Source organism: Caldanaerobius fijiensis DSM 17918 (assembly GCF_900129075.1).
In the GTDB taxonomy this organism is placed as follows: domain Bacteria; phylum Bacillota; class Thermoanaerobacteria; order Thermoanaerobacterales; family Caldanaerobiaceae; genus Caldanaerobius; species Caldanaerobius fijiensis.
On the sequence record NZ_FQVH01000024.1, the window covers coordinates 1 to 21,534 of the forward strand.

Genomic DNA, 21,534 nt, shown 5'->3' on the forward strand with positions numbered 1-21,534 from the left:
TCTATCCTCTCAAGGTCTAAAATTCCCCAGTAGCTCAATGGTGGAGCAACCGGCTGTTAACCGGTAGGTTGTAGGTTCGAGCCCTACCTGGGGAGCTAAAATATTTGGTAGTACTAAGAAAGCATCTCCTTAAAATCAGGAGATGCTTTCTTAGTTTTTATTTTTTTTCAGATGTTTTATGGTCAAGCTATTTGCCCTAAATTTTTGCTAAAAATCAATGTTACCCTTTTTGCCTTAATACGTCTATATATGCGGAAGGAGGTTAAATAGTGAAAGATGATTTTTTAGATTTGTACGAAAGTTGTTTTGACGATGTGTACAGGTATATATATTTCAAAGTTGGTAATAGCTGGGATACTGATGACATCGTCAGTGACACTTTTAAAAAGGCTTATGAAAAATACAAAACTGTAAAAGTGAACTCTAAATCATGGCTTTTTACAATTGCTCGCAATGCGGTTACGGACTTTTATAGAAAAAAGAAAGATTTATTGGTAGATGATGATATTTCCCAGTACTCTTACCCTGATATTTTTGAAAGTAAGCTCTTTAGAGAGATAGAGCTCAATTGCCTGAAGAAATCAATTTATAGGCTGTCTAAAGAAGAGATTGAGATTATAAATCTCAAATACTTTTCGGGTATGACGCACAAAGAAATATCACAGGTATTGAATAAAACTGAAGATGCTGTCAAAATGAAATCTAGCAGAATTATTCAAAAATTAAAGAATTTTGTTATTAACTGTTTGGAGGGATGAAAGTGGACGAGAAAAGAATAGAGGATGGGCTTAATAAAATAAAAGAGCAAATACCTGTAAACTATGAGTTAAAGAAAAGGCTTCGCAAAAGTTTCAAAAAGAATGGCTGGAGAAATAAGTTATTGGCTATGGTTGCAGCGGCTGCTTTGTTATTGATGATATTGTATTCTTTTGGCAATAAAAATTTTACTGATAATCTTATACAAAAAGTCAATGCGGCTGATTTGAAAATTTTGAACCAGATGTCGTTTATAAACATGGGCAAGATAAACGCCGGCAAAATTGCTGAGTACAATGGTACAATATATATTCCTTTATATGATAAAGGAATTTTTGAGTACAACAGTAAAGGCTTTAAAAAAATATCTGATAGACCTGCAGATTATGTTAGTATTTCCGCCGATGGCACAAAGCTGGTTTTTTCGTCAAACGGCAGTATTTATCTTAGAGATTTAGAAACGGGTCAAGAAAGACAGCTGCTAAAAGGGGATGAGACGTCTACCTTTTATGAGAACCCTTCTTTCTCTCCCGATAGAAACAAAATAATTTATACGAAAAAGGTCTATGCGCCAAGAGAAACCCATGGCTTTGAGGTAAAAGAGTCTTCAATATATGCAGTGGACTTAAAAACATTAAAAGCCGTTAAATATGCCGATGGCTCTTATGGTTCCTTTATAAAGGGGAGAGATGCTATCGTATTTGAAAAGGACAACAAAATAATATACAAAGATTTAAAGGAAAACAAAGAAAAGGTTGTGGATAGTGGAAGATTTCCCGCTGTGTCCCCCGACGGCTATTATATAGCCTATGAGAAAACACAGTCAAATGCGGAAGAAATAGATGGGGTAAAAGTAGTGGAAGATGTAAGCAACATTTGGGTGACAGATGTAGAGAGTTTTGCGACTAAAAAGCAGGTTACTATGAATGTAGAAAACAAGTATATCAATAAAGAGAATATGGTAAAAGACAAAAAGGTGAAATCTATTGCTATTGAAGCGTTATATTCTTATTATGACCCCGTATGGAGCAGCAGTTCTAATAGTATATTTGTATTAAAAAACACAAATGCGGATTTTAAGGGTAATATAATGCAGCTTATGAGAATAGATTTAAGTAAAGAAAAACTCCGTGCTGAAGATGTGGTGAGAAGGTATTTACAAGCGTTGATAGTAAGGGATGATGATTTTGCAAAAATCCTTATGAAAAATCCTCCTTCATCGCTTACGATTTCAAATCCCCATCCGGTGGCGTACGCAATTTTAAAGTCAGGTAGCGAAGGCGAAAAAATGTATGTGGATGCAGAACTAAGTTATGCTTATACAATGGATAGCTACTACTCTATACAGAAATCTAGATATTATTTGGAGCCTGCTAACAACGGCTATATAATAAGTAGTGTAAAGAATTTAAATACTGTAGAATATGTAAGCAAAAATGATATTTTGTATAAAGTAGAAAATCAAAAGGATATAAAACTATTGGATAAAAATAGTGTGCCAAAAGAATATATTCCCGATGGCAATTACAGATTTGGGCCTGTAGCATTTAGCCGTACAGGTGTACTGATTTTTACAATGCAGGGAGTGAATAAACCGGAAGTAAAGCTCCTAGCTTATAATTTAAATGATAAAGAATTTAAAATGATCGACAGTGTGGATAATGGATTCTTTTATGAACTTAAAGTTGACGAAAGTGGTAAATATTTAGCGGCGAACTTTTTTGACGAGCGAACGAAAAAAAACGGAGTATATTTATACGACCTGTCTATAGACAAAAAGACCCGAGTATCTTCAATGTTCACAGGAGTAGAAATTAGTAACATCGCCGCCGAGTTCTGGAATGGAGATAAACTCATAATTGATATCACATCTAACGCAGGTCAAACGGTAAGTTACGAGTACAACCCTCTCACTGCTGAAATGAACATCCAGTAAAAAATAACAGAGATAAGCTGGTTCCATCACAGGCCAGTTTATCTTTTTTTGGTTTTTGGTTATCCGAACATTTTCTTTATACCTTGCTATTTTGCGCTAGTAAATGATATAATCGAATATATAAAGTGAACAAACAAACGAGGGGGAATATTATGGCGATTAAATTTGTGCCTGTAGAGGAGTTTGATAGGGTACATGCAATTGCGACGTATTGCTTTCCATGGATGCATAATGCAAAAGATAAAATAAAGAATTTTTTACAACAGTATGTAAAGTCTGAATACATATTGGGATATTATGACGAGAGCGGTACTTTAATGGCTCAGGTCGTTGTTTTTCCTTTTGAAATCTATATCGGGGGAAAACCTTTGAAGATGGGCGGTGTGGCACTTGTTTCCTCGATGCCTGAAGGCAGGCACGGCGGACGCATCGGGCAATTGCTGACAGAATGGCTAAAGGTGATGAGGGATAGAGGACAGTATGTTTCCATGTTGGGGCCTTTTTCTTTTGAATTTTATAGGAAATACGGCTGGGAATTAGGCTTTGAGCGCGTAAATTATACTGTTCCCATAGAACATATAAGGAATTTTAAGAAAATAGGGAGCTTAAGGGTTGTTACACAAGAAGATATAGGTGCATTAGATAAGATCTATACAAAATACGCGTTAAATCATAATGGCAGCGCTAAAAGAGATGACAGCTTGTGGAAAGAATTTACCCTTAGCCATCCATGGGACGACAACTATGGAAGGTACGCATATATATACATGGATGAAAAAGGGGATGAAAAAGGCTACATTATATTCACTATAAAAAATGGACGAATGGATATATATGAGATGATTTATGAAGATGTGTCGGCGTTAAAAGGACTTCTGGCATTTATATACGCACATCAATCGCAGATAGGGGAATTTTCCTGGTCTACTGCTACCGACGAGAAGTTGCATGTGTTGCTTCCAAATCCCAGGGTGAAAAGAGAGATCCATACGGGAATGATGTTCAGGGTAGTGGACATTAAAGAGGCTGTGAAGAGTAGAGGATATGGGGAAGATGCAACAGGAAGATTTAAGATAAAAGTCGAGGATAAAGATGCGCCATGGAACCAGCTGCCTTTTGATATATCTTTAAAGAATGGAATAGTGGATGTGAATGAGTGCAGCGATCCTGAGCTATTTTGTGATATACAGACGTTTAGTCAGATCTTTATAGGTTATATAACACCTATGGAAGCCTATAAATTGGGAAAACTGACCGGTGATGTTAGAGCTGTTGAGCAGATGGAGAAGGTGTACAAAAAATCCTACACTTTTAACAATAATGGGTTTTAAAAGCAGGTGGTTCTTATGCATATCGAAGCAGTAAATGGGGTCAGATATCTAAACCAATCAGGTGAAAATAATAGGGGCTTGCCAGCTGTTGAGAACAATGCGAATTTAGACTTTGGCTTTTTGATTCAGCAATTTCTAAATGATTTAAACACCATGGCAGGGTCGTTGGCATCAAAAATACAGACTGATAAGTTATCTGAAACCGGTTCTAATAGGTATTCTAATAACTATGGAGGTAAAAATATAGATCAAACCCAGTTATTGAGCGTAATAGATCAAATATCGGTGCGATATGGTATAGATGCAAATCTAGTAAAAGCTGTAATTAAGCAAGAATCAAATTTTAATCCTCATGCTGTTTCTAAAGCAGGAGCTCTCGGTATGATGCAACTTATGCCATCTACCGCTAGAGAGCTGGGCGTGGAAGATCCTATGGATCCGGTTGAAAACATAAAAGGTGGGGTTAAGTATTTAAAAACGCTTATAGATCGGTTCAGGGATGTAAAAAAAGCGCTGGCAGCTTATAATGCGGGACCGGGCTTTGTTGAAAAAAATGGTGCTGACAATTATCCTTATGAAACAAAGACTTATGTAAATAAGGTTCTCATGTATAAAGCTCAGTTTGACAATAAGGTATAAATTATCAAATATTGCATGATATATGATAAAAGCGATAGAAGGCTTAATGCCTTGCTATCGCTTTTATTTTTTATTCGTCCATCTCCTCAAATTGATCTTTTCCAACGCCGCAATCAGGACATACCCAATCGTCAGGCAGATCCTCAAAAGCTGTGCCAGGAGCAATACCGTTATCGGGATCGCCTTTTGCAGGATCATATATGTAGCCGCATACAGTGCATTGCCATTTTTTCATTGATAACACTCCTTTTCTGTTAATACTAATTATATTTTAACAGAAATTATATAATTTTGCAATCATATAACTGGTTTTTTATGTTTTTTATTATAGGAGTGATTTCACCAGAATAATACATATATACCTTGTGGAGTGTACGGGTTATAACGGTATATAATAGTGTACGATCAATATCATTGTCCTGGTAATTAAGGGCACTGATATCAGGTATTATAACGACATCGAATTCCAGGCCTTTAGACAGATATGACGGTATTACTATGGTTTTGCCTGTGTAGTCATCCTTTTCATCGTCAATCAATGTTATGTCGACTTCGTTTTTTAGCTGATCATAAATATATTTACTTTCTTCAGATGTTTTGCAAATAACGGCTATGCTTTTAAACCCTTTTTCTATGGAAGTCCTTATATTTTCGCATATAGATTTTATTGTTGCACTGTTATTGCCTGATTTAATGACACAAGGCTTTTCTCCGGATCTTACCATTGGGCTGAGATTGTTGGGCAATATGTGTTTGGTGAATTCCATAATCTCTATTGTAGACCTGTAGCTCCTGTTAAGGGTATAAAATTCGGTTTTTTCAGGTCCCAGAATTTCTTTCACCTCATCCCAGTTTTTTATGCTTTTGTAGGAATATATACCCTGTGAAAGATCGCCGAGAATCGTCATGGTTCTGTTGTCACCTATTAATTCTTTTATAACGCAGAATTGAAATGGTGTAAAATCCTGTGCTTCGTCTATCACCACATGTTTTATTTCATCGCCTAATCTAAACTGCTCTATCTTATAGGCTATATAGATTATTGGGGCTAGATCATCGTATTCTAAAACGCTATTTTTGATTAAGTCAGCAGAATTTTTGATGAGAAGTTCTACAACTTCTTGATCCTCACAAATCCTTGATAGAGTATTCCTATCGTACATTTTCCTGTATATAGATATGATATCATGTCTCCACATATTGTTGATCATTTCTATATGCTCTGATATTTGCCTCTTAACCTCTTTTATAATTTCCTGATATCTATCTTTTAGCTCTATCTTGTTGTATTCATAGTAAATATCGTCTTTATCCAGGGATAGCAATTTTCTTTTGTATTCTTTCTTCAGGATATTTATGATATCGTATGTTAAAGATTTAAGGCGCTCAATGGCTATTATTCTTATTCGCTCTATCCGTTTGCCGATGGGCATATGTTTGAACATGTTTTTAAACATATTGGTCAATTCGCTTTTGTCTATTATAACAACATCGTTAATCTTTATGTCTTCAAACTCAAAAAAGTAATCCTGAAGATATGCGATGTATTTATCTATAATCTCTTTAAATTTTATCGAACCTTTAAAGCGGGCAGTATCTTTGATCATTGCTGTTTTTTCTGGGATATCGTTTTTTATTATCCTTTCAAACTGATATTTTAGGCTAAGCACTTTGATGTCGGTATTTAAAAACCATCGGCAAAATCGCTCAAAGGTCATTTGCTTAATATTTTCCTCGCCTAGAGATGGCAAAACATCCGAGATATAATCTAAAAACAGTTCGTTAGGGCCAAATACCAGTATATCGTCACCTCTTAGTTTATCTCTATAGGTATAGAGCAGGTACGCTACTCTATGAAGAGCGATACTGGTTTTTCCGCTGCCTGCTACACCCTGCACAATAAGATTTTTTTCCAGTTGCCTGCGTATAACGGCATTTTGCTCTTTTTGTATGGTCATGACGATGTCTTTCAGGCGATCGTCGGCATTTTTTCCAAGTACCAGCTGAAGCATTTCATCGTCTACATTTAGTTCTGTATCAAACATATTTATAAGTACGCCGTTTTTTATTAGATATTGCCTCTTGAGCGTTACATTGACAGGTATTTGACCTGCCGGAGCATTGTATGTCATTCTGCCTATCTTCTCTTCATAGAATAAGTTGGCCACAGGAGAACGCCAATCTACGATGAGAGGTTCGTCGTCTTCTTCTCTAAAAAAGCTAAATTTTCCTATGTAGATGGATTCCGCTATGTTTAGGAGGAGGTCATTGAAATCCACCCTTCCAAAATACGGCGAATCTTTCAAGATATTGAGCTCCTTTATCTTTTTTGTGATGATGCTGTAGAGGTCTTGGTTTAAAAGATATTCGTGATTAAAAGGATTTATATTCAATGGATCTTCTGGATTTACCCGGAATTCTTCCATTTCATTGCTGGTAAGTTCTATTAACCTCTTTGACACGTTTATCCTCTTGTTTTTTAATCTTTCGATCTCTTTCTGTATTAATTCGATGGTGGTTTTCAATTTGAGTTCTTCGTCCATAACGTCGTCCTCCTTTATAAGGTGTTATTATTATATTACTATAATTATCAGTTATAATACAGTCTATTTTTTCAAACCATAATATGGTATAATATTTTTGAAATCATTATTAAAAAATATATTTACATAGCAATAAAAAGTAGTATAATATTATTAACAAATAATTATTTTCCGTTTGAACAGGAGGAGTGTTGATGAAAGCATTTAAAATAAAAGATGAGACGACCTGGGTTGGTGTTATGGATAAAGACCTTTTGATTTTTGATATAGTATTTCCGTTGAATAAAGGTACGACATACAACTCATATCTGATAAAGGGAGAAAAAATTGCCTTAATAGATACTGTTAAAGAGCCATTTTTTGATGAGTTCTTTGAAAAAATTGCCTCTGTGGTAGAGCCGGCAAAAATCGATTATATAATAATCAATCATACAGAGCCAGACCATTCTGGTGCCCTGGCTAAATTATTAGAAAGAGTTCCTGAGGCCATAGTGGTTGGTTCTCGCTCGGCTATACAATTTGCTAGAGGTATTACAAATAAAGAATTTAAGTCACAAATAGTAAAGCAGGGCGATACTATAGATCTGGGTGGCAAGACACTGGAGTTTATTATGGCGCCATTTTTGCACTGGCCTGATACCATGTTTACTTATCTAAGAGAAGATAAAATATTGTTTACCTGTGATGCTTTTGGTGCCCATTATTGCCCAGAGGATAAAGATGGCAATATGTTTAACGATACTTCAGGTGAATATTTTGACGAGTTTAAATATTATTATGAAAGCATCATGTCACCTTTTAAGCCTAAAATACTGGAAGCCATCGACAAAATAAAAGGGTTGGATATAGATATCATAGCGCCGAGCCATGGACCTATTTTAAGGGAAAGGCCTTGGTTTTATGTGGACAAATATAAAGAATGGAGCGATGATTTTAGCAATTTAAAGGATATAGTAGTGGTTTATGCTTCGGCATATACCTATACAGCCAAGATTGCGGATGCGATTGTAGAAGGCATGCAAGGTGAGGGAGGCGTCAACATAAAGGTTTACAATATCTTGAATAGTGATAGAAGTCAGGTTATATCAGATATCCTCAAGGCATCGGGAGTATTGGTAGGATCCCCCACCATAAACGGCGACGTAGTAAAACCCATATGGGATATGTTAACATCCTTAAATCCCCTTGTCTGTAAAGGTAAATATGCAGCCGCTTTTGGTTCGTTCGGGTGGAGTGGAGAGGCCGTTCCAATGATGGAAGAGAGGTTGAAGCAGCTTAAATTCAAAGTGATACAGCCTGGTATCAGGATCAATTTTAAGCCGTCCACTGATGACATTGATAAGTGTAGAGAGTTTGGAAAACAATTTGTTAAGCAAGTGTTGTCAGAATCCTCATCAAATTTAGGAGAGTGACTAGTGTGATTATACACGATATATCTGTGCCACTGTCCATGGGAATGCACGTCTTCGCTGGAGATCCGGCGCCAGAATTCAAGCGCGTGAAGTCCATAGATGTAAATGGGGCCAATGTTTCCCTTATGTGCTTAGGTACTCATACAGGTACTCACGTAGATCCGCCGTTTCATTTTGTTCAGGATGGGGCTACTGTAGACGAGATAGAGCTATCCAAACTTGTGGGAGATGCTAAGGTGTTTGAGGTTTACGGGGTGAAGAAGATTGGCCCTGAACATCTCAAAAATTTTGACATAGAGCAAGGGGATATCGTGCTATTTAAGACGGATAATACGCGATACTGGAAGGAACAGGGATTCTATAAGGATTTTACCTCACTGGGGCTTGAAGGCGCTCAGTATCTGATTGATAAAGGGGCAAAAACTATAGGCATTGACTACCTGTCCATCGAAGAATATCATGGAGGAGGATATGTGCACAGGTTGCTGTTAAGCCATGGAATAGTCATAGTAGAAGGATTGTATTTGAACGACGTTAAACCCGGAAAATATAAATTTATATGTTTGCCTTTGAAGATAGAAAAAGGGGACGGAGCGCCTGCCAGGGCTATATTGATAGAGGAGTAGTGAAATGCTACTCCTCAGGTTGTTTTTTTGTGGATGGGTACTTTAACTCCTTTGTTAGTGCCATGCTTATGAACGCTTTGCAGTTGAGCTTTTTGGGACCTTGCCTCGCGGGCAAAGTGCCTATCGTCAAAGGTGATGTTATCCGCTGCAAATTCTACTTGTTTACCTTTGATGTTGGTGAATTTGCTCAACCTTATGGCCATATTAAGCACCCCTTATATATTTTTGTACAAATGCTGTTTAATATGTATTATTGTGCTATTGTACTTTTTCGGAAGCAACCTATTTGTAAATAGTGCAAATTGCGAATTGAAGCTATTGTAAGGTATTTATTGTATTATGCTGCAAGGGGTTGTATAATGGAGATAAATCTGTTGATTGGGAGTGATTAGATGAAATACATCACATTAGAGCAGGCGTTGACTTTAAATAGAAATTCCATAAAAGAAAATTACAGCGAATATGTCAATTCCAGTTTTGTGAGCATGCTGTCATTGTTGAATTTTGATAAGCATTTTGTAAAAGCCGAGGGCGTGTCAGTATGGGATAGCGATGGCAACGAATATTATGATTTTTTAGGTGGATATGGTGCATTAAACCTTGGGCATAATCCTCCTGAGGTCATAGAGGCTATAGATAAGGTAAGAGGGTTGCCCAATATATTGCAGGCAGCTATAGGGAATTTGCCTGGTGTGCTGGCTTACAACCTGGCTCAAATTACGCCGGGTGATTTGAAAAGATCGTTCTTTTGCAATAGCGGTGCGGAGGCAGTTGAAGGTGCATTAAAGCTGGCCAAGATTGCCAGCGGTAAGAACAGGATTATATACTGTCAGGGTTCTTTCCACGGCAAATCGGCAGGAGCTTTATCTGTTACAGGTAGAGAAAAGTATCAGAAACCTTTTTTACCTCTTGTGCCCAACTGTGAGAGCGTACCATATGGCGACTTAAATGCACTGGAGGACAAGCTTAAAGCCAGAGATGTGGCTGCATTTATAGTAGAGCCTATACAGGGCGAAGGCGGCATAATTGTTCCGCCGGAAGGATATTTAAAAGGTGTAAGAGAGCTCTGTACCAGATACGATGCTTATATGATAGTCGATGAGGTTCAGACAGGCCTTGGAAGAACTGGAAAGATGTTTGCTTGTGAACATGAGAATGTGGCACCTGATATCATGTGTCTTGCTAAATCTCTGGGCGGTGGAATAATGCCCGTAGGGGCCTATATAACTACTGATGAGATATGGAAAAAGGCGTATGGAAGCATGGATAAAGCTTTATTGCATACTTCTACATTTGGTGGTAATACGTGGGCAATGGCTGCTGGCATTGCAGCGATAAAGGCTATAATGGATAAGGGATTGGCGGTAAATGCGGAAAAAATGGGGAATTATATGCTGGAAGGCTTAAAAGCACTTAAGGATAAACACCCGCTTATAAAAGATATAAGAGGCAAAGGGCTTATGGTAGGTATAGAATTTAACCAGCCTGAGGGCTTTGCAAATAAAATAACAGGGGGATTGCTGGGCAAACTCTCTTATGAATACTTGGGTTCGTTGGTAGCAGGGCAGTTACAAAATGAATATCGCATAATTACGGCTTACACCCTTAACAATCCCAATGTGATAAGGTTAGAGCCACCTTTAATTGTAGAGAAAAAACATATAGATGCGGTTATAGATGCCATTGATAGCATACTTGAGAAAAACAGATCGTTTTTGGGTCTTACGTTAAAGAGTACAAGGACGGTAATAGGATCACTGTTTAAAAGATAAATACAAAATCATAGTACAGGGGGCAAAAAAATGAAATTAACAGAGAATGCATTAAAAGTATTGAAAACACGTTATTTAGCCAGAGATGAAGACGGAAATATTATTGAAACGCCGGAAGAGTTGTTCAGGAGGGTAGCCTCAACAATCGCAAAAGCCGAAGAGATATATGATGAGAAAGCTGATATAAAAGCTCTGGAAGAAAAATTCTATAAGATGATGACCGATATGGACTTTTTACCTAATTCTCCTACGCTTATGAATGCAGGAAGGCCACTGGGGCAACTATCGGCCTGTTTTGTGTTACCAGTAGGGGATTCTATGGAGGAGATATTTGATGCGGTAAAAGATGCTTCCTTGATACATAAGAGTGGCGGAGGAACTGGTTTTAGCTTTTCACGTATAAGGCCGAAGGGTTCGGCAGTAAAGTCGACTGGCGGCGTCGCATCGGGTCCTGTTAGTTTCATGAAGGTATTTAATGCGGCTACAGAAGCGGTAAAACAAGGGGGAATGAGAAGAGGGGCCAACATGGGTATATTGAGGGTTGACCACCCGGATATCCTGGAATTTATTCAATGTAAAAAGAACAACAATGACATAACTAATTTCAATATAAGTGTGGGTATAACAGAGAAATTTATGCAAGCAGTTATTCACGATCAGGAGTATGAGCTGGTAGATCCCCATACCAATAAGGTTACGAATAAATTGAGGGCAAGAGAGGTATTTGATCTCATCGTGGATATGGCTTGGAATAATGGTGAACCTGGTATTATCTTCCTTGACAGAATTAACAGGGATAATGTGGTTCCGGAGCTGGGGGAGATAGAGGCAACCAACCCATGTGTGACAGGGGATACCTGGGTGACTACCAGTGAAGGCCCGCGCCAGGTGCGTGAACTGGTAGGTCGACCCTTTGCAGCGGTGGTCAATGGGATAGCTTATAGGTCAGGCAAAGATGGTTTTTTCCGCACGGGGATAAAACCCATCGTAAGGCTGTGCACGCGAGAGGGTTATAGTCTGCGTTTGACCTCGGACCATCGGGTTTTGCGCGTCGCTGATCGGACACGCTACCGTATCAGTTTTGAGTGGGTGCCCGTAAAAGAGTTGAAACCCGGGGACCAGATACTCCTCCATAACCACCGGGCACTGGTCGGTTGGCCTGGTGAGTTAAGTGAAGGTGAAGGGTACCTCCTCGGGCTTCTGGTAGGAGATGGGGTACTGAAAAAGGAGACTGCCGTTCTGTCAGTCTGGGCAAAAGAACAGGTAGTCCACGGTTTTCCTCAAAAAAGTGGAGCGTTTTCTGTCATGGATCTGGCCTTAAGTTATGCATTGGAATTGCCTCACCGTTCAGATTTTTTGGGCTGGTCACCTATCGAAACGCGCGGCGAATATCGCCTCAAATTGGCCGGTCTCAAAGCTTTGGCTGAGCGCATGGGCTTGCACCCGGGCAGGAAAACTATCACTCCCGAAATAGAACGGGCTTCCTCAGACGGTTACCGGGGCTTTTTGCGCGGTCTTTTTGACTGCGATGGTTCAGTGCAAGGAAATCAGGATAAGGGTGTTAGCATTCGCCTTGCCCAAAGCGATTTCGAGTTCCTGCAGGTTGTTCAGCGTATGCTTCTTCGTTTAGGGATTGTAAGCACCATATATAAGGACCGACGTCCGGCCGGCAAGAGGTCCATGCCAGATGGCAAAGGGGGTAAACGTGAATATAATATAAAGGCACAGCATGAACTGGTTATCACGGGAGATAATTTGTCTCTTTTTGCAGAACGAATTGGTTTTGGCGACAAGGAAAAAGCTCAGAAACTCAGCATTCTGCTGACAGGTTACCGGCGTAAAATGAATCGTGAAAGGTTTGTAGCAACCGTTTGGTCTGTGGAGGACGATGGGGTAGAAGAAGTATACGATGTTCAAGTTCCCGGCATCAACGCTTTCGATGCCAATGGGATTTATGCCCACAATTGTGGTGAGCAGCCACTTTTACCCTATGAAAGCTGCAATTTGGGTTCCATAAATCTAGCCAACATGTTAAAGCCATCAGGGGATAAATATGCCATAGATTATGATAAACTTGAAAAAACCGTAAAACTGGCTGTTAGGTTTTTAGACAATGTAATAGATGTAAATAAATACCCGCTGCCTGTTATAGAAAAAATGACCAAGGGAACCCGCAAAATAGGTTTGGGCGTAATGGGATTTGCTGATATGCTCATAAAATTGGGAATACCTTATAATTCTGAAGAAGGAATACAGACAGCTGATATGGTAATGAAGTTTATTGATGAAAAATCCAAAGAGGCATCAGCAGAGCTGGCGGAGAAAAGAGGGGTATTTCCCTTTTATGACAAGAGCGTATACAAGCATAGAGGCATTAAATTGCGAAATGCCACGACTACTACTATAGCGCCTACGGGCAGTATAAGTATAATTGCAGGGGTATCCAGTGGTATTGAGCCTTTATTTGCAGTAGCATTTGTCAGGAATGTACTGGACAATCAACACCTGGTGGAAGTAAATCCTCTTTTTAAAGAAGCATTGCTCAAAAGGGGACTTTATTCTGAAAGTCTTATGGAAAAGGTGGTAAAAAAAGGCACGCTAAAGGATATAAAAGAAATTCCAGATGATATAAAGAGGGTGTTCGTGACGGCTCACGATATTGATCCGTTCTGGCATGTAAAGATGCAGGCGACATTTCAGTCCCATACAGATAACGCCGTATCCAAGACAGTAAATTTCAGGCATGACGCAAGCAGGGATGATGTCAGAGAAGTGTATATGCTGGCCTATGAGCTTGGGTGCAAAGGCGTTACTATATACAGAGATGGTAGCAGGGATGCTCAAGTTATAAACGTGGGAACCAGTAAGACGGAAAGAGAGGATAGTATTACAAAAACAGGAGAAAGTAGAAAAATCGTTCCGCGCCCGAGGCCGGAGATGACGATGGGATATACGGAAAAGGTAAGGATAGGTTGTGGAAATCTATATGTCACTGTAAATTACGACGATAAAGGCATATGCGAGGTGTTTACAAATCTAGGAAGAGCTGGCGGATGCCCATCTCAATCGGAAGCTACCAGCAGATTGGTTTCTATTGCTTTGCGCTCGGGTATGGATGTAAAGGAAATAGTAGGCCAGCTAAAGGGCATAAGGTGTCATTCGACCATAAGACAAAAAGAAAGGGATAAAAATATTAAGGTGCTTTCATGCCCTGATGCAATTGCTAAGGTCATTGAGAAAGTTATCATGCTCAGAGATCGTGAGGCTTTTAAAAAAGGTGACCAAATAGATGAGATAGCTTTTGATATGGATGATGGAGATGTTGATGTGGGGCCTTCAACGTTAAAAGATTTTGAGGATGAACCCAGCGATAGATTTATGACAAAATGTCCGGAATGTGGAGCGTCAATGGAACATGAAGAAGGGTGTGTGATCTGCAGAAATTGTGGATATTCAAAGTGTCATTGAGTGCCTTTATTATTGAATCCCCCAAAGTCACTTGCCGATGCAATTGAATTTTTTCGGAAGCACCCTATTTATAATATTGTGAATGTGATCAAAGTTCCTTGACACATTTTCTTGACAGGGGAAGCATTTGGTGTTACAATTTTTATAAAAATAACACGAAGGGAGTGGTGGGCCTGGAGGATATCGTACGATTTGGCGTATCTATGGATGCTAAATTACTGGAGCAGTTTGATAACCTTATAAAAAGCAAAAACTACAACAACAGGTCTGAAGCTATAAGGGATCTCATAAGGGACTACATAGTTGAAAATCAGTGGCATGCTGATGACGTAGAGACTGTTGGAACCATAACACTTATTTATAACCATGAGGTGAGAGATTTAAGTGACAAATTAGTTGATATACAGCATGGTTTTTATAAAAATATCATATCTACGATGCACGTTCATCTGGATGCCCACAATTGCCTTGAAGTTATGGTTGTAAGGGGTACTGCGGCTAAAATCAGGATGATAGCTGATCGGCTTATAAGTACAAAAGGGGTAAAACATGGCAAGTTGACCATGACTACTACAGGGGAAAACTTGTAAAGGGGGATTTTTATGCATATTCCGGACGGGTATTTGAGTCCACAGACATGTGCGGTTATGGGAACAGCTATGATTCCTGTGTGGGCAAAGGCGACTAAAAAGGTACGGGAGACATTTGACCAAAAAGACGTACCTATGATGGCTATAGGCTCTGCTTTTGCATTTACTATTATGATGTTCAATGTGCCTATTCCAGACGGCACTACCGCGCATGCTGTGGGCGCTACGCTGTTGGCCATTGTAATGGGTCCGTGGGCTGCTAGTATAGCGCTCACCATTGCACTTGTCATTCAGGCTTTGATATTTGGAGACGGGGGCATTCTGGCTATAGGTGCCAATAGTTTCAATATAGCTTTTATTGCGCCTTTTGTTGGGTATGCCGTGTACAGAATGGTGCTAAAAGTAAAAGGCAACAATATCATTGCATCGGCTATAGGTGCCTATGTGAGCATAAATGCGGCTGCATTAGCTACGGCGGTAGAATTGGGCATACAACCGTTACTCTTTCATACGGCTAATGGAGCACCTTTATATTTTCCTTATGGACTTAAGCTCTCGGTTCCTGCGATTATGTTTGCCCACCTCACGGTTGCAGGCTTTGTAGAAGCAGCGGTGACAGGATTGGTAGTATTTTATCTCAAAAGGGTTGGAGAAGAAAATATATTGTACAGATTTTCTAACAGGCTGAGGGGTGTTGAAAAGTGAAAAAATTTATTATTGCAGCAGTTGTCATTTTACTTTTGACCCCTCTGGGGTTGTTGGCACCTGGCACAGCGTGGGGAGAATGGGGACTTGAAGAAATAAAGAGCAAAATTGGCTTTGTGCCTGCGGGGATGAAGCAATTTTCGGAGATCGTCAAAGCAATTTTACCCGATTATAGCCTGCCGGGTTTTGATAAAAATTTTTTCCAGCTTTCTCTGGGGTATATATTTTCTGCGATTGTAGGAATTGGGATAATATTTATTGTATATAAGATTTTTGAAAGGGTTATGGTTAAGAATGGGGAATTTCGTAGAGAAGACCATCAATGATATTCATTTGATTTTCGAGGACCTATATTATACAGACTTGAGTGCATCAAAAAAAGGAATTATGCAGGCTTTTGACCCAAGAGTCAAGCTTATATCGGCGCTTATTTTAGTCGTGTTTGCTAATTTATGTAAAAATTTTTACGGGCTTGGGATGTTTTTTCTGTATACCTTGGTGCTGGCGGCTCTGTCTAGAATAAATTATATGAAATACATTTTGCGAGTATCTACTGTTTCCATATTATTTGGCGGTATTGTGCTGATACCGTCTCTTTTTAATGTGGTATCCGGAGGCAGACCCTTTCTGCATTTGGGTAAATGGTTGTATATAACTGATGAAGGAGTTATCAGAGCTATCTTTTTTATGATGAGGTCTTTTATATCTCTTTCATTTATCTATCTGATTACGGTTACTACCAGGTGGCTTGATTTAATGAAAGCCTTGCGCTCTGTGGGAATACCAGATGTATTTGCATCGGTGCTGGAGATGACCAACAGGTATATTTTTTTATTTTTGGAGCTTGCGTCCAATATGTTTTTGGCAAGGAAGAGCAGGTCGATAAAAAATATAGACGGGAAAGAGGGTAGGCGATTTGTAGCCAGCTCGATAGGATACCTTTTGATCAGATCGGGAGATCTCAGCAATGATGTGTACGATGCCATGGTGGCGAGGGGTTACCATGGGGAGATAAAAACTATAAGTCATTTTAAGTTAAAGAAATGGGATTATCTGTGGCTGGTATTTAATGCAGTGTTTGTAGCTATAGCTGCTGTGGAAGGGGGTATATTTTGAAAGATACTGTTGATATTATTTTCGAACTAAAGAATGTTTCTTATTTTTATGCAGGTTCTATTCCAGCGCTTGTGGATGTAAGCCTGGAAATAAAAAGGGGTGAAAAAATAGTCATACTAGGGGCTAATGGCTGTGGCAAATCTACACTCATGAAGATAATGGATGGTTTGCTTTTCCCCAGCAAAGGGGAATTTGTGGCATTTGGTAAGGTCATAAGTGAAAAGGAGCTAAATAAAAGTCCATATGAATTCAGGAAAAGAGTGGGTCTGGTGTTTCAGGATTCAGATGTGCAGCTGTTTTCTCCCAGCGTATATGATGAAGTGGCTTTTGGCCCCCTTCAGTTAAATGAGAAGCCAGAGGATGTTCGGGAGAAAGTGAACGGTATTTTGAAGGACTTTGGTATATGGGATTTAAAGGACAGGCCACCACACAGGTTGAGTGGCGGCGAAAAGAAAAAAGTGGCGCTGGCGTCGGTTATGGCTATAAATCCCGAGGTGTTGTTATTGGATGAACCTACCAACGGCCTTGACCCTAGATCAAAAAAATGGCTTGTAAATAAATTATTAGAATTGAATCGAAAAGGGACTACTATAATTATTGCAACCCATGATCTGGATGTGGAAAAGATATTATCAGATAGGGTTGTCATAATGAATGAAGGACATCGTATAGAATTTGTAGGAGTTCCTGATAAGGTATTTTTAGATGAGGAACTTTTAGCCTCTGTAAATCTGGTATAAATTCTTTTATACAAAAGCGCCAAAAAGGCGCTTTTTTTGTTATGGACATATTGTGACTATTATGTATAATATAATAGAAATAGATATTAAAATTCTTGATTTTTTGGGGGAAGGATTGAATTTGAAGAATAAATCAGCTTTTGCAGGAGTGATGGGCGTTGGGTATGCGTTGCTTTTTTATTTCTTGCTCGTTTACGGCATTGATGAAATGAACTACGGTGCTTTTGCAGCTTTTACGATAGTATACATAATAGTCGAACATTTTGGCATTAAAAGTGATGGGGTAGACTTTAATCTAACTTCTGTTTTTGCTTTGGCAATGTTTTTGATGTACGGCATTGTACCCACATTGCTTATGGCTTTTATAGGGGTTATGGTTTATTATGCTGTTTACAAAAGAAAGATGCTTTTAAGTTTGTTTTATGGATCTAAGGTTTCGATAATATATTCGCTATCAGCAATGGCCTTTTATTTGGCAGGCGCTCATATTGGTAAGTTTTATAGTGGACAACTAAAAGGTATTCTGGCATTTGTGATTGCAAATCGGCTTGCAGAGGATATCTTATGCTATGTAGAGTATGTATTGTTTAATAGACATGTTCATCTGGATCATTTTTTTGGCAGTGAAAAACTTAAGGCTTTGATAGGGCTTATATCAATACCTTGTGCACTTTTGATCGCTAACGTATATTTTGACATGACGACTTTTTATTTTTTATCTATGTTGGCGGCTATACTGCTCCTCGCCTATAATTTCCATACGCTCTCAAACTTGATGTACGCTAATAAAAAGCTGCAGGCGTTGTACAATATGGTGTCGATTATTAATTCCAGATTGGATGTGCATCAGGTAGGGGAGGCCATTATTGACGCCATAAGAGAAGTAGTCAATTTTAGCGGGATCGTGATTTTTTTAAAAAGAAATGACATGGATGACTTGGAGATAGTTGCCTGGGATATAGGAGATCAAGATAGATATTGTGATATGAAAGTTATGATGGATAAGCGATTTGTGGAATATGTACTGCATATGGAGGAACCGACAATCATTGATTGTCTGGATGACAAAAACGGCTTTTGCTGTGATTATTTTGATTTTAATTCGTGTATGGTTGTTCCTCTTCAGCAAGACATGGAAACGATAGGTGCTATTATCTTGTTCCAGGATTACGAAAATAGTTTTACACAGGATAATTTGAAAATTGTCAGCATGATATCAAAACAGGCAGCTATAGCGCTTTTTAATGCAAAGCTTTACAGGGAAATGACGCAAAAATCTATAATGGACCCTATGACTAAGTTATATAACAGAAGATACTTTACAGATGTTCTTAACGATGTTATCGAAATATGTAAGAAAGAGGGATTAAATGTTAGCTTGATTATGATAGATATAGACTATTTTAAACGAGTAAATGATACATATGGTCATTTGATCGGCGATGATGTGCTAAAAGAATTGGCTAATCGTATAAAAATGTGTCTTAGAAACGATGATATCGTGGCAAGGTATGGTGGAGAGGAGTTTGTAGTGGTATTGCCGGCAGTAGATGAGAAACAGGCTTATAATATCGCTGAGAGGATTAGAGTGGAGATAGAATCAAAGCCATTTAATACAAGGATTGGTGAACTGAACATTACGGTAAGTGCAGGTGTATGTGAGTATCCCGCAAAAGCCGATTCCCTTGAGAGATTGATTGCTAATGCTGACAGGGCTTTGTATATGGCCAAGGCCGGGGGACGCAATCGAGTGGTTATATATGAGCATATTTAGGTCTTATATAAAATAAGTAAATAAAGAAGGAAATCATAAAAAAATATAGAATATTTATAATAGCAAAACATTAAAGGGGGATTTTTATGAAGGCATATGAGTATAATGCAATCAGAAATGTAGCATTGATATCACACAGTGGAGCAGGGAAGACAACACTGGCTGAAGCAGCTTTATATGTGTCAAAAGCAATAGATAGGATGGGCAGAGTTGAGGAAGGAAATACGGTTTCTGACTTTGATCCTGAAGAAATCGCAAGGTCTATTTCTATATCGGCATCTCTCATACCGGTGGAGTGGAAAACTGCGAAGATAAATTTGATCGATACACCAGGTTATTTTGATTTTGTGGGAGAAATGCTGGCGTCATTGAGGGCTGTAGAGGGTGCTGTACTGGTAGTTTCATCCTCGGGGCCAGAGGTTGGTACAGAGATCGCGTGGAAGCATTTAGAAGAATCAGGTCTCCCCGGGATGTTTTTTATAAACAAGATGGATAAGGAAAATGCCGACTTTTCAAAGACGTTGCAGGAACTAAAAGATTTGTTTGGCAATAAGGTTGTTGCGTTGCAGCTTCCTATAGGTCAGGAAGACGATTTCAAAGGATATGTTGATTTGCTGGAAAATAAAGCCTTTATATATAATAAAAAAGGTGAATTTGCGCAGGAAAATATACCGGATGATATGGTTGATGCTGTAGCAGAGGCCAGAGAGGAATTGATAGAAGACATTGCTGAATTGGATGAAGGCCTTTTGGAAAAATTCTTTGGCGATGAGCAGCTTTCTGTTGAAGAGTTAAAAGAGGTTTTGAAAAAAGGTGTGGCACAAAGGGAATTATTTCCGGTACTTTGTGGTTCTGCCTTAAAAAATATAGGTGTTTCGACTCTCATGGATGCTATTGTGGAGTATATGCCTACACCTGCTGACAGAAGTGCAGATCCTTTTTCAGCGTTTGTGTTTAAAACCATAGCAGATCCGTATGTCGGCAAGATATCGTTGTTTAAAGTCTTGAGCGGTTCCGTGACACCAGACTCTCCTGTGCTTAATTCTACTAAAGAGGTTGAAGAAAGAATTGGACAGCTCTTTGTATTAAGGGGTAAAAAGCAGATACCTGTTGATAGGCTGCTTTGTGGTGATATTGGAGGTGTGGCCAAATTGGCCAGCACATCTACAGGAGATACTCTATGTGACCCTAAGAGGAGCGTGGTTTACGATAAAATATCGTATCCCGAGCCCAATCTGGCTATGGCTATTGAACCTCAGTCTGAAGGTGATGAAGAGAAGATAAGCAATGGGCTTTTGAGATTAAACGAGGAAGATCCTACGTTTAAGGTGATTAAAAACAATGAAACAGGGCAGTTCCTCTTATACGGGTATGGGGAAGTGCACCTTGAGGTGATTGTTAAAAAGCTGATGACGAAATTTGGAATAGGATGCCAGTTGACTGTGCCTAAGGTGGCGTATAGAGAGACTATTAAAGGCCATGCTAAAGTAGAGGGCAAACATAAAAAGCAAACAGGTGGCCATGGCCAGTATGGACATGTCTGGATAGAGTTTGAGCCATTGCATGATAAGGACTTTGAATTTGTGGATAAGATCTTTGGGGGAGCTGTGCCAAAGCAATTTATCCCTGCTGTGGAAAAGGGTTTGAGGGAATGCATGAAAGAGGGTATATTAGCTGGCTATCCTGTTGTTAACATAAAAGCTACATTGGTGGATGGATCTTATCATCCTGTGGATTCATCGGAAATGGCGTTTAAAGTTGCGGCATCGCTGGCCTTTAAAAAAGGCATGCAACAGGCCGATCCTGTTATGCTTGAACCGATACTGCACGTAGAGGTTACGGTCCCTGAAGAGTATATGGGCGATGTGATAGGTGATTTAAACAAGCGCAGAGGAAGGATATTGGGCATGCAACCCGAAGGCCGCTTGCAGGTCATAACAGCAGAGGTGCCTGAGGCAGAGATGTTCAGGTATGCAACAGATTTGAGATCATTAACTCACGCAAGGGGTACTTTTACTATGAGGTTTGAGAGATACGAGGAGATGCCGCCGCAATTGGCTCAGAAGATAATAGAAGAAACAAAGTTGGCTAAGGAAGCATAAAATAGTGGGGATAGCATTCCCCGC

18 protein-coding genes and 1 tRNA gene are annotated in these 21,534 nt (G+C 39.2%); 16 read left to right on the top strand and 3 right to left on the bottom strand.

All coding sequences use genetic code 11. From position 1 onward, the window contains the following. Positions 1–23: 23 nt before the first annotated feature. The 5 genes from BUB87_RS09625 (at position 24) to BUB87_RS09645 (ending at position 4,662) form a co-directional block, all read left to right on the top strand. Positions 24–95 (top strand) — tRNA-Asn (locus tag BUB87_RS09625). Positions 96–269: 174 nt separating this feature from the next. Beyond that, entirely contained in the window at positions 270–758 is a 489-nt protein-coding gene (locus tag BUB87_RS09630; protein WP_073344686.1) for an RNA polymerase sigma factor, read from the top strand. Positions 759–760: 2 nt separating this feature from the next. Next, positions 761–2,692: a PD40 domain-containing protein gene (locus BUB87_RS09635; protein WP_073344689.1), complete on the top strand. Its 1,932-nt coding sequence runs from the start codon at positions 761–763 to the stop codon at positions 2,690–2,692. Between the two features lie 152 nt (positions 2,693–2,844). Next, positions 2,845–4,023, top strand: a complete 1,179-nt coding sequence (locus BUB87_RS09640) for a GNAT family N-acetyltransferase (RefSeq protein ID WP_073344691.1) — start codon at positions 2,845–2,847, stop codon at positions 4,021–4,023. 15 nt (positions 4,024–4,038) lie between these two features. Continuing rightward, the gene (locus BUB87_RS09645) at positions 4,039–4,662 is read left to right on the top strand and encodes a lytic transglycosylase domain-containing protein (protein WP_073344694.1); all 624 of its coding nucleotides are present in this window, start codon (positions 4,039–4,041) and stop codon (positions 4,660–4,662) included. A 70-nt stretch (positions 4,663–4,732) separates the two neighbouring features. On the opposite strand, the gene rd is transcribed toward BUB87_RS09645, so the two are convergent. Both rd and helD read right to left on the bottom strand, forming a co-directional pair. Next, a complete protein-coding gene (gene rd, locus BUB87_RS09650; protein ID WP_073344696.1) occupies positions 4,733–4,897 on the bottom strand; it encodes a rubredoxin in 165 nt (54 codons plus the stop codon). A 46-nt stretch (positions 4,898–4,943) separates the two neighbouring features. Continuing rightward, the gene (gene helD, locus BUB87_RS09655; RefSeq protein ID WP_073344699.1) at positions 4,944–7,205 is read right to left on the bottom strand and encodes an RNA polymerase recycling motor HelD; all 2,262 of its coding nucleotides are present in this window, start codon (positions 7,203–7,205) and stop codon (positions 4,944–4,946) included. Positions 7,206–7,399: 194 nt separating this feature from the next. Between helD and BUB87_RS09660 the strand changes: the two genes are divergently transcribed. Further along, positions 7,400–8,617 carry an FprA family A-type flavoprotein gene (locus BUB87_RS09660; protein WP_200792799.1) on the top strand — a complete coding sequence of 406 codons (1,218 nt, stop codon included), beginning with the start codon at positions 7,400–7,402 and terminating at the stop codon, positions 8,615–8,617. 5 nt (positions 8,618–8,622) lie between these two features. Beyond that, the gene (locus BUB87_RS09665; RefSeq protein WP_073344704.1) at positions 8,623–9,243 is read left to right on the top strand and encodes a cyclase family protein; all 621 of its coding nucleotides are present in this window, start codon (positions 8,623–8,625) and stop codon (positions 9,241–9,243) included. Positions 9,244–9,257: 14 nt separating this feature from the next. Here the strand turns inward: BUB87_RS09665 and BUB87_RS09670 are convergent, their stop codons facing one another. Then, on the bottom strand, positions 9,258–9,446 hold the full coding sequence (locus BUB87_RS09670) for a hypothetical protein (RefSeq protein ID WP_073344707.1): 189 nt from the start codon (positions 9,444–9,446) through the stop codon (positions 9,258–9,260). A gap of 189 nt (positions 9,447–9,635) precedes the next feature. Between BUB87_RS09670 and BUB87_RS09675 the strand changes: the two genes are divergently transcribed. The 9 genes from BUB87_RS09675 (at position 9,636) to fusA (ending at position 21,510) form a co-directional block, all read left to right on the top strand. After that, on the top strand, positions 9,636–11,015 hold the full coding sequence (locus BUB87_RS09675; RefSeq protein ID WP_073344710.1) for an aspartate aminotransferase family protein: 1,380 nt from the start codon (positions 9,636–9,638) through the stop codon (positions 11,013–11,015). Between the two features lie 30 nt (positions 11,016–11,045). After that, positions 11,046–14,483, top strand: a complete 3,438-nt coding sequence (locus tag BUB87_RS09680) for a TSCPD domain-containing protein (protein ID WP_073344712.1) — start codon at positions 11,046–11,048, stop codon at positions 14,481–14,483. Between the two features lie 164 nt (positions 14,484–14,647). Continuing rightward, the gene (gene nikR, locus BUB87_RS09685) at positions 14,648–15,073 is read left to right on the top strand and encodes a nickel-responsive transcriptional regulator NikR (RefSeq protein ID WP_143156666.1); all 426 of its coding nucleotides are present in this window, start codon (positions 14,648–14,650) and stop codon (positions 15,071–15,073) included. Positions 15,074–15,085: 12 nt separating this feature from the next. Further along, complete coding sequence (gene cbiM / locus BUB87_RS09690; RefSeq protein ID WP_073344715.1) at positions 15,086–15,778, top strand: cobalt transporter CbiM; 693 nt, start codon at positions 15,086–15,088, stop codon at positions 15,776–15,778. Beyond that, a complete protein-coding gene (locus BUB87_RS09695; RefSeq protein ID WP_073344718.1) occupies positions 15,775–16,104 on the top strand; it encodes a PDGLE domain-containing protein in 330 nt (109 codons plus the stop codon). The genes cbiM and BUB87_RS09695 overlap by 4 nt, the downstream gene beginning before the upstream one ends. Next, positions 16,073–16,894, top strand: a complete 822-nt coding sequence (gene cbiQ, locus BUB87_RS09700) for a cobalt ECF transporter T component CbiQ (RefSeq protein WP_073344721.1) — start codon at positions 16,073–16,075, stop codon at positions 16,892–16,894. Before BUB87_RS09695 ends, cbiQ begins: the two co-directional genes overlap by 32 nt. Then, positions 16,891–17,634 carry an energy-coupling factor ABC transporter ATP-binding protein gene (locus BUB87_RS09705; protein WP_073344724.1) on the top strand — a complete coding sequence of 248 codons (744 nt, stop codon included), beginning with the start codon at positions 16,891–16,893 and terminating at the stop codon, positions 17,632–17,634. Before cbiQ ends, BUB87_RS09705 begins: the two co-directional genes overlap by 4 nt. 121 nt (positions 17,635–17,755) lie before the next feature. Beyond that, on the top strand, positions 17,756–19,408 hold the full coding sequence (locus BUB87_RS09710; RefSeq protein ID WP_159432397.1) for a sensor domain-containing diguanylate cyclase: 1,653 nt from the start codon (positions 17,756–17,758) through the stop codon (positions 19,406–19,408). An 86-nt stretch (positions 19,409–19,494) separates the two neighbouring features. Further along, on the top strand, positions 19,495–21,510 hold the full coding sequence (gene fusA / locus BUB87_RS09715; protein ID WP_073344729.1) for an elongation factor G: 2,016 nt from the start codon (positions 19,495–19,497) through the stop codon (positions 21,508–21,510). The last annotated feature ends 24 nt before the right edge of the window (positions 21,511–21,534 follow it).

Coding starts and splice junctions, on each gene's coding strand:
- BUB87_RS09640 (WP_073344691.1), top strand. CDS start 2,845: ATGGCGATTAAATTTGTGCCTGTAGAGGAGTTTGATAGGGTACATGCA.
- BUB87_RS09645 (WP_073344694.1), top strand. CDS start 4,039: ATGCATATCGAAGCAGTAAATGGGGTCAGATATCTAAACCAATCAGGT.
- rd (WP_073344696.1), bottom strand. CDS start 4,897: ATGAAAAAATGGCAATGCACTGTATGCGGCTACATATATGATCCTGCA.
- helD (WP_073344699.1), bottom strand. CDS start 7,205: ATGGACGAAGAACTCAAATTGAAAACCACCATCGAATTAATACAGAAA.
- BUB87_RS09660 (WP_200792799.1), top strand. CDS start 7,400: ATGAAAGCATTTAAAATAAAAGATGAGACGACCTGGGTTGGTGTTATG.
- BUB87_RS09670 (WP_073344707.1), bottom strand. CDS start 9,446: ATGGCCATAAGGTTGAGCAAATTCACCAACATCAAAGGTAAACAAGTA.
- BUB87_RS09675 (WP_073344710.1), top strand. CDS start 9,636: ATGAAATACATCACATTAGAGCAGGCGTTGACTTTAAATAGAAATTCC.
- BUB87_RS09680 (WP_073344712.1), top strand. CDS start 11,046: ATGAAATTAACAGAGAATGCATTAAAAGTATTGAAAACACGTTATTTA.
- cbiM (WP_073344715.1), top strand. CDS start 15,086: ATGCATATTCCGGACGGGTATTTGAGTCCACAGACATGTGCGGTTATG.
- cbiQ (WP_073344721.1), top strand. CDS start 16,073: ATGGGGAATTTCGTAGAGAAGACCATCAATGATATTCATTTGATTTTC.
- fusA (WP_073344729.1), top strand. CDS start 19,495: ATGAAGGCATATGAGTATAATGCAATCAGAAATGTAGCATTGATATCA.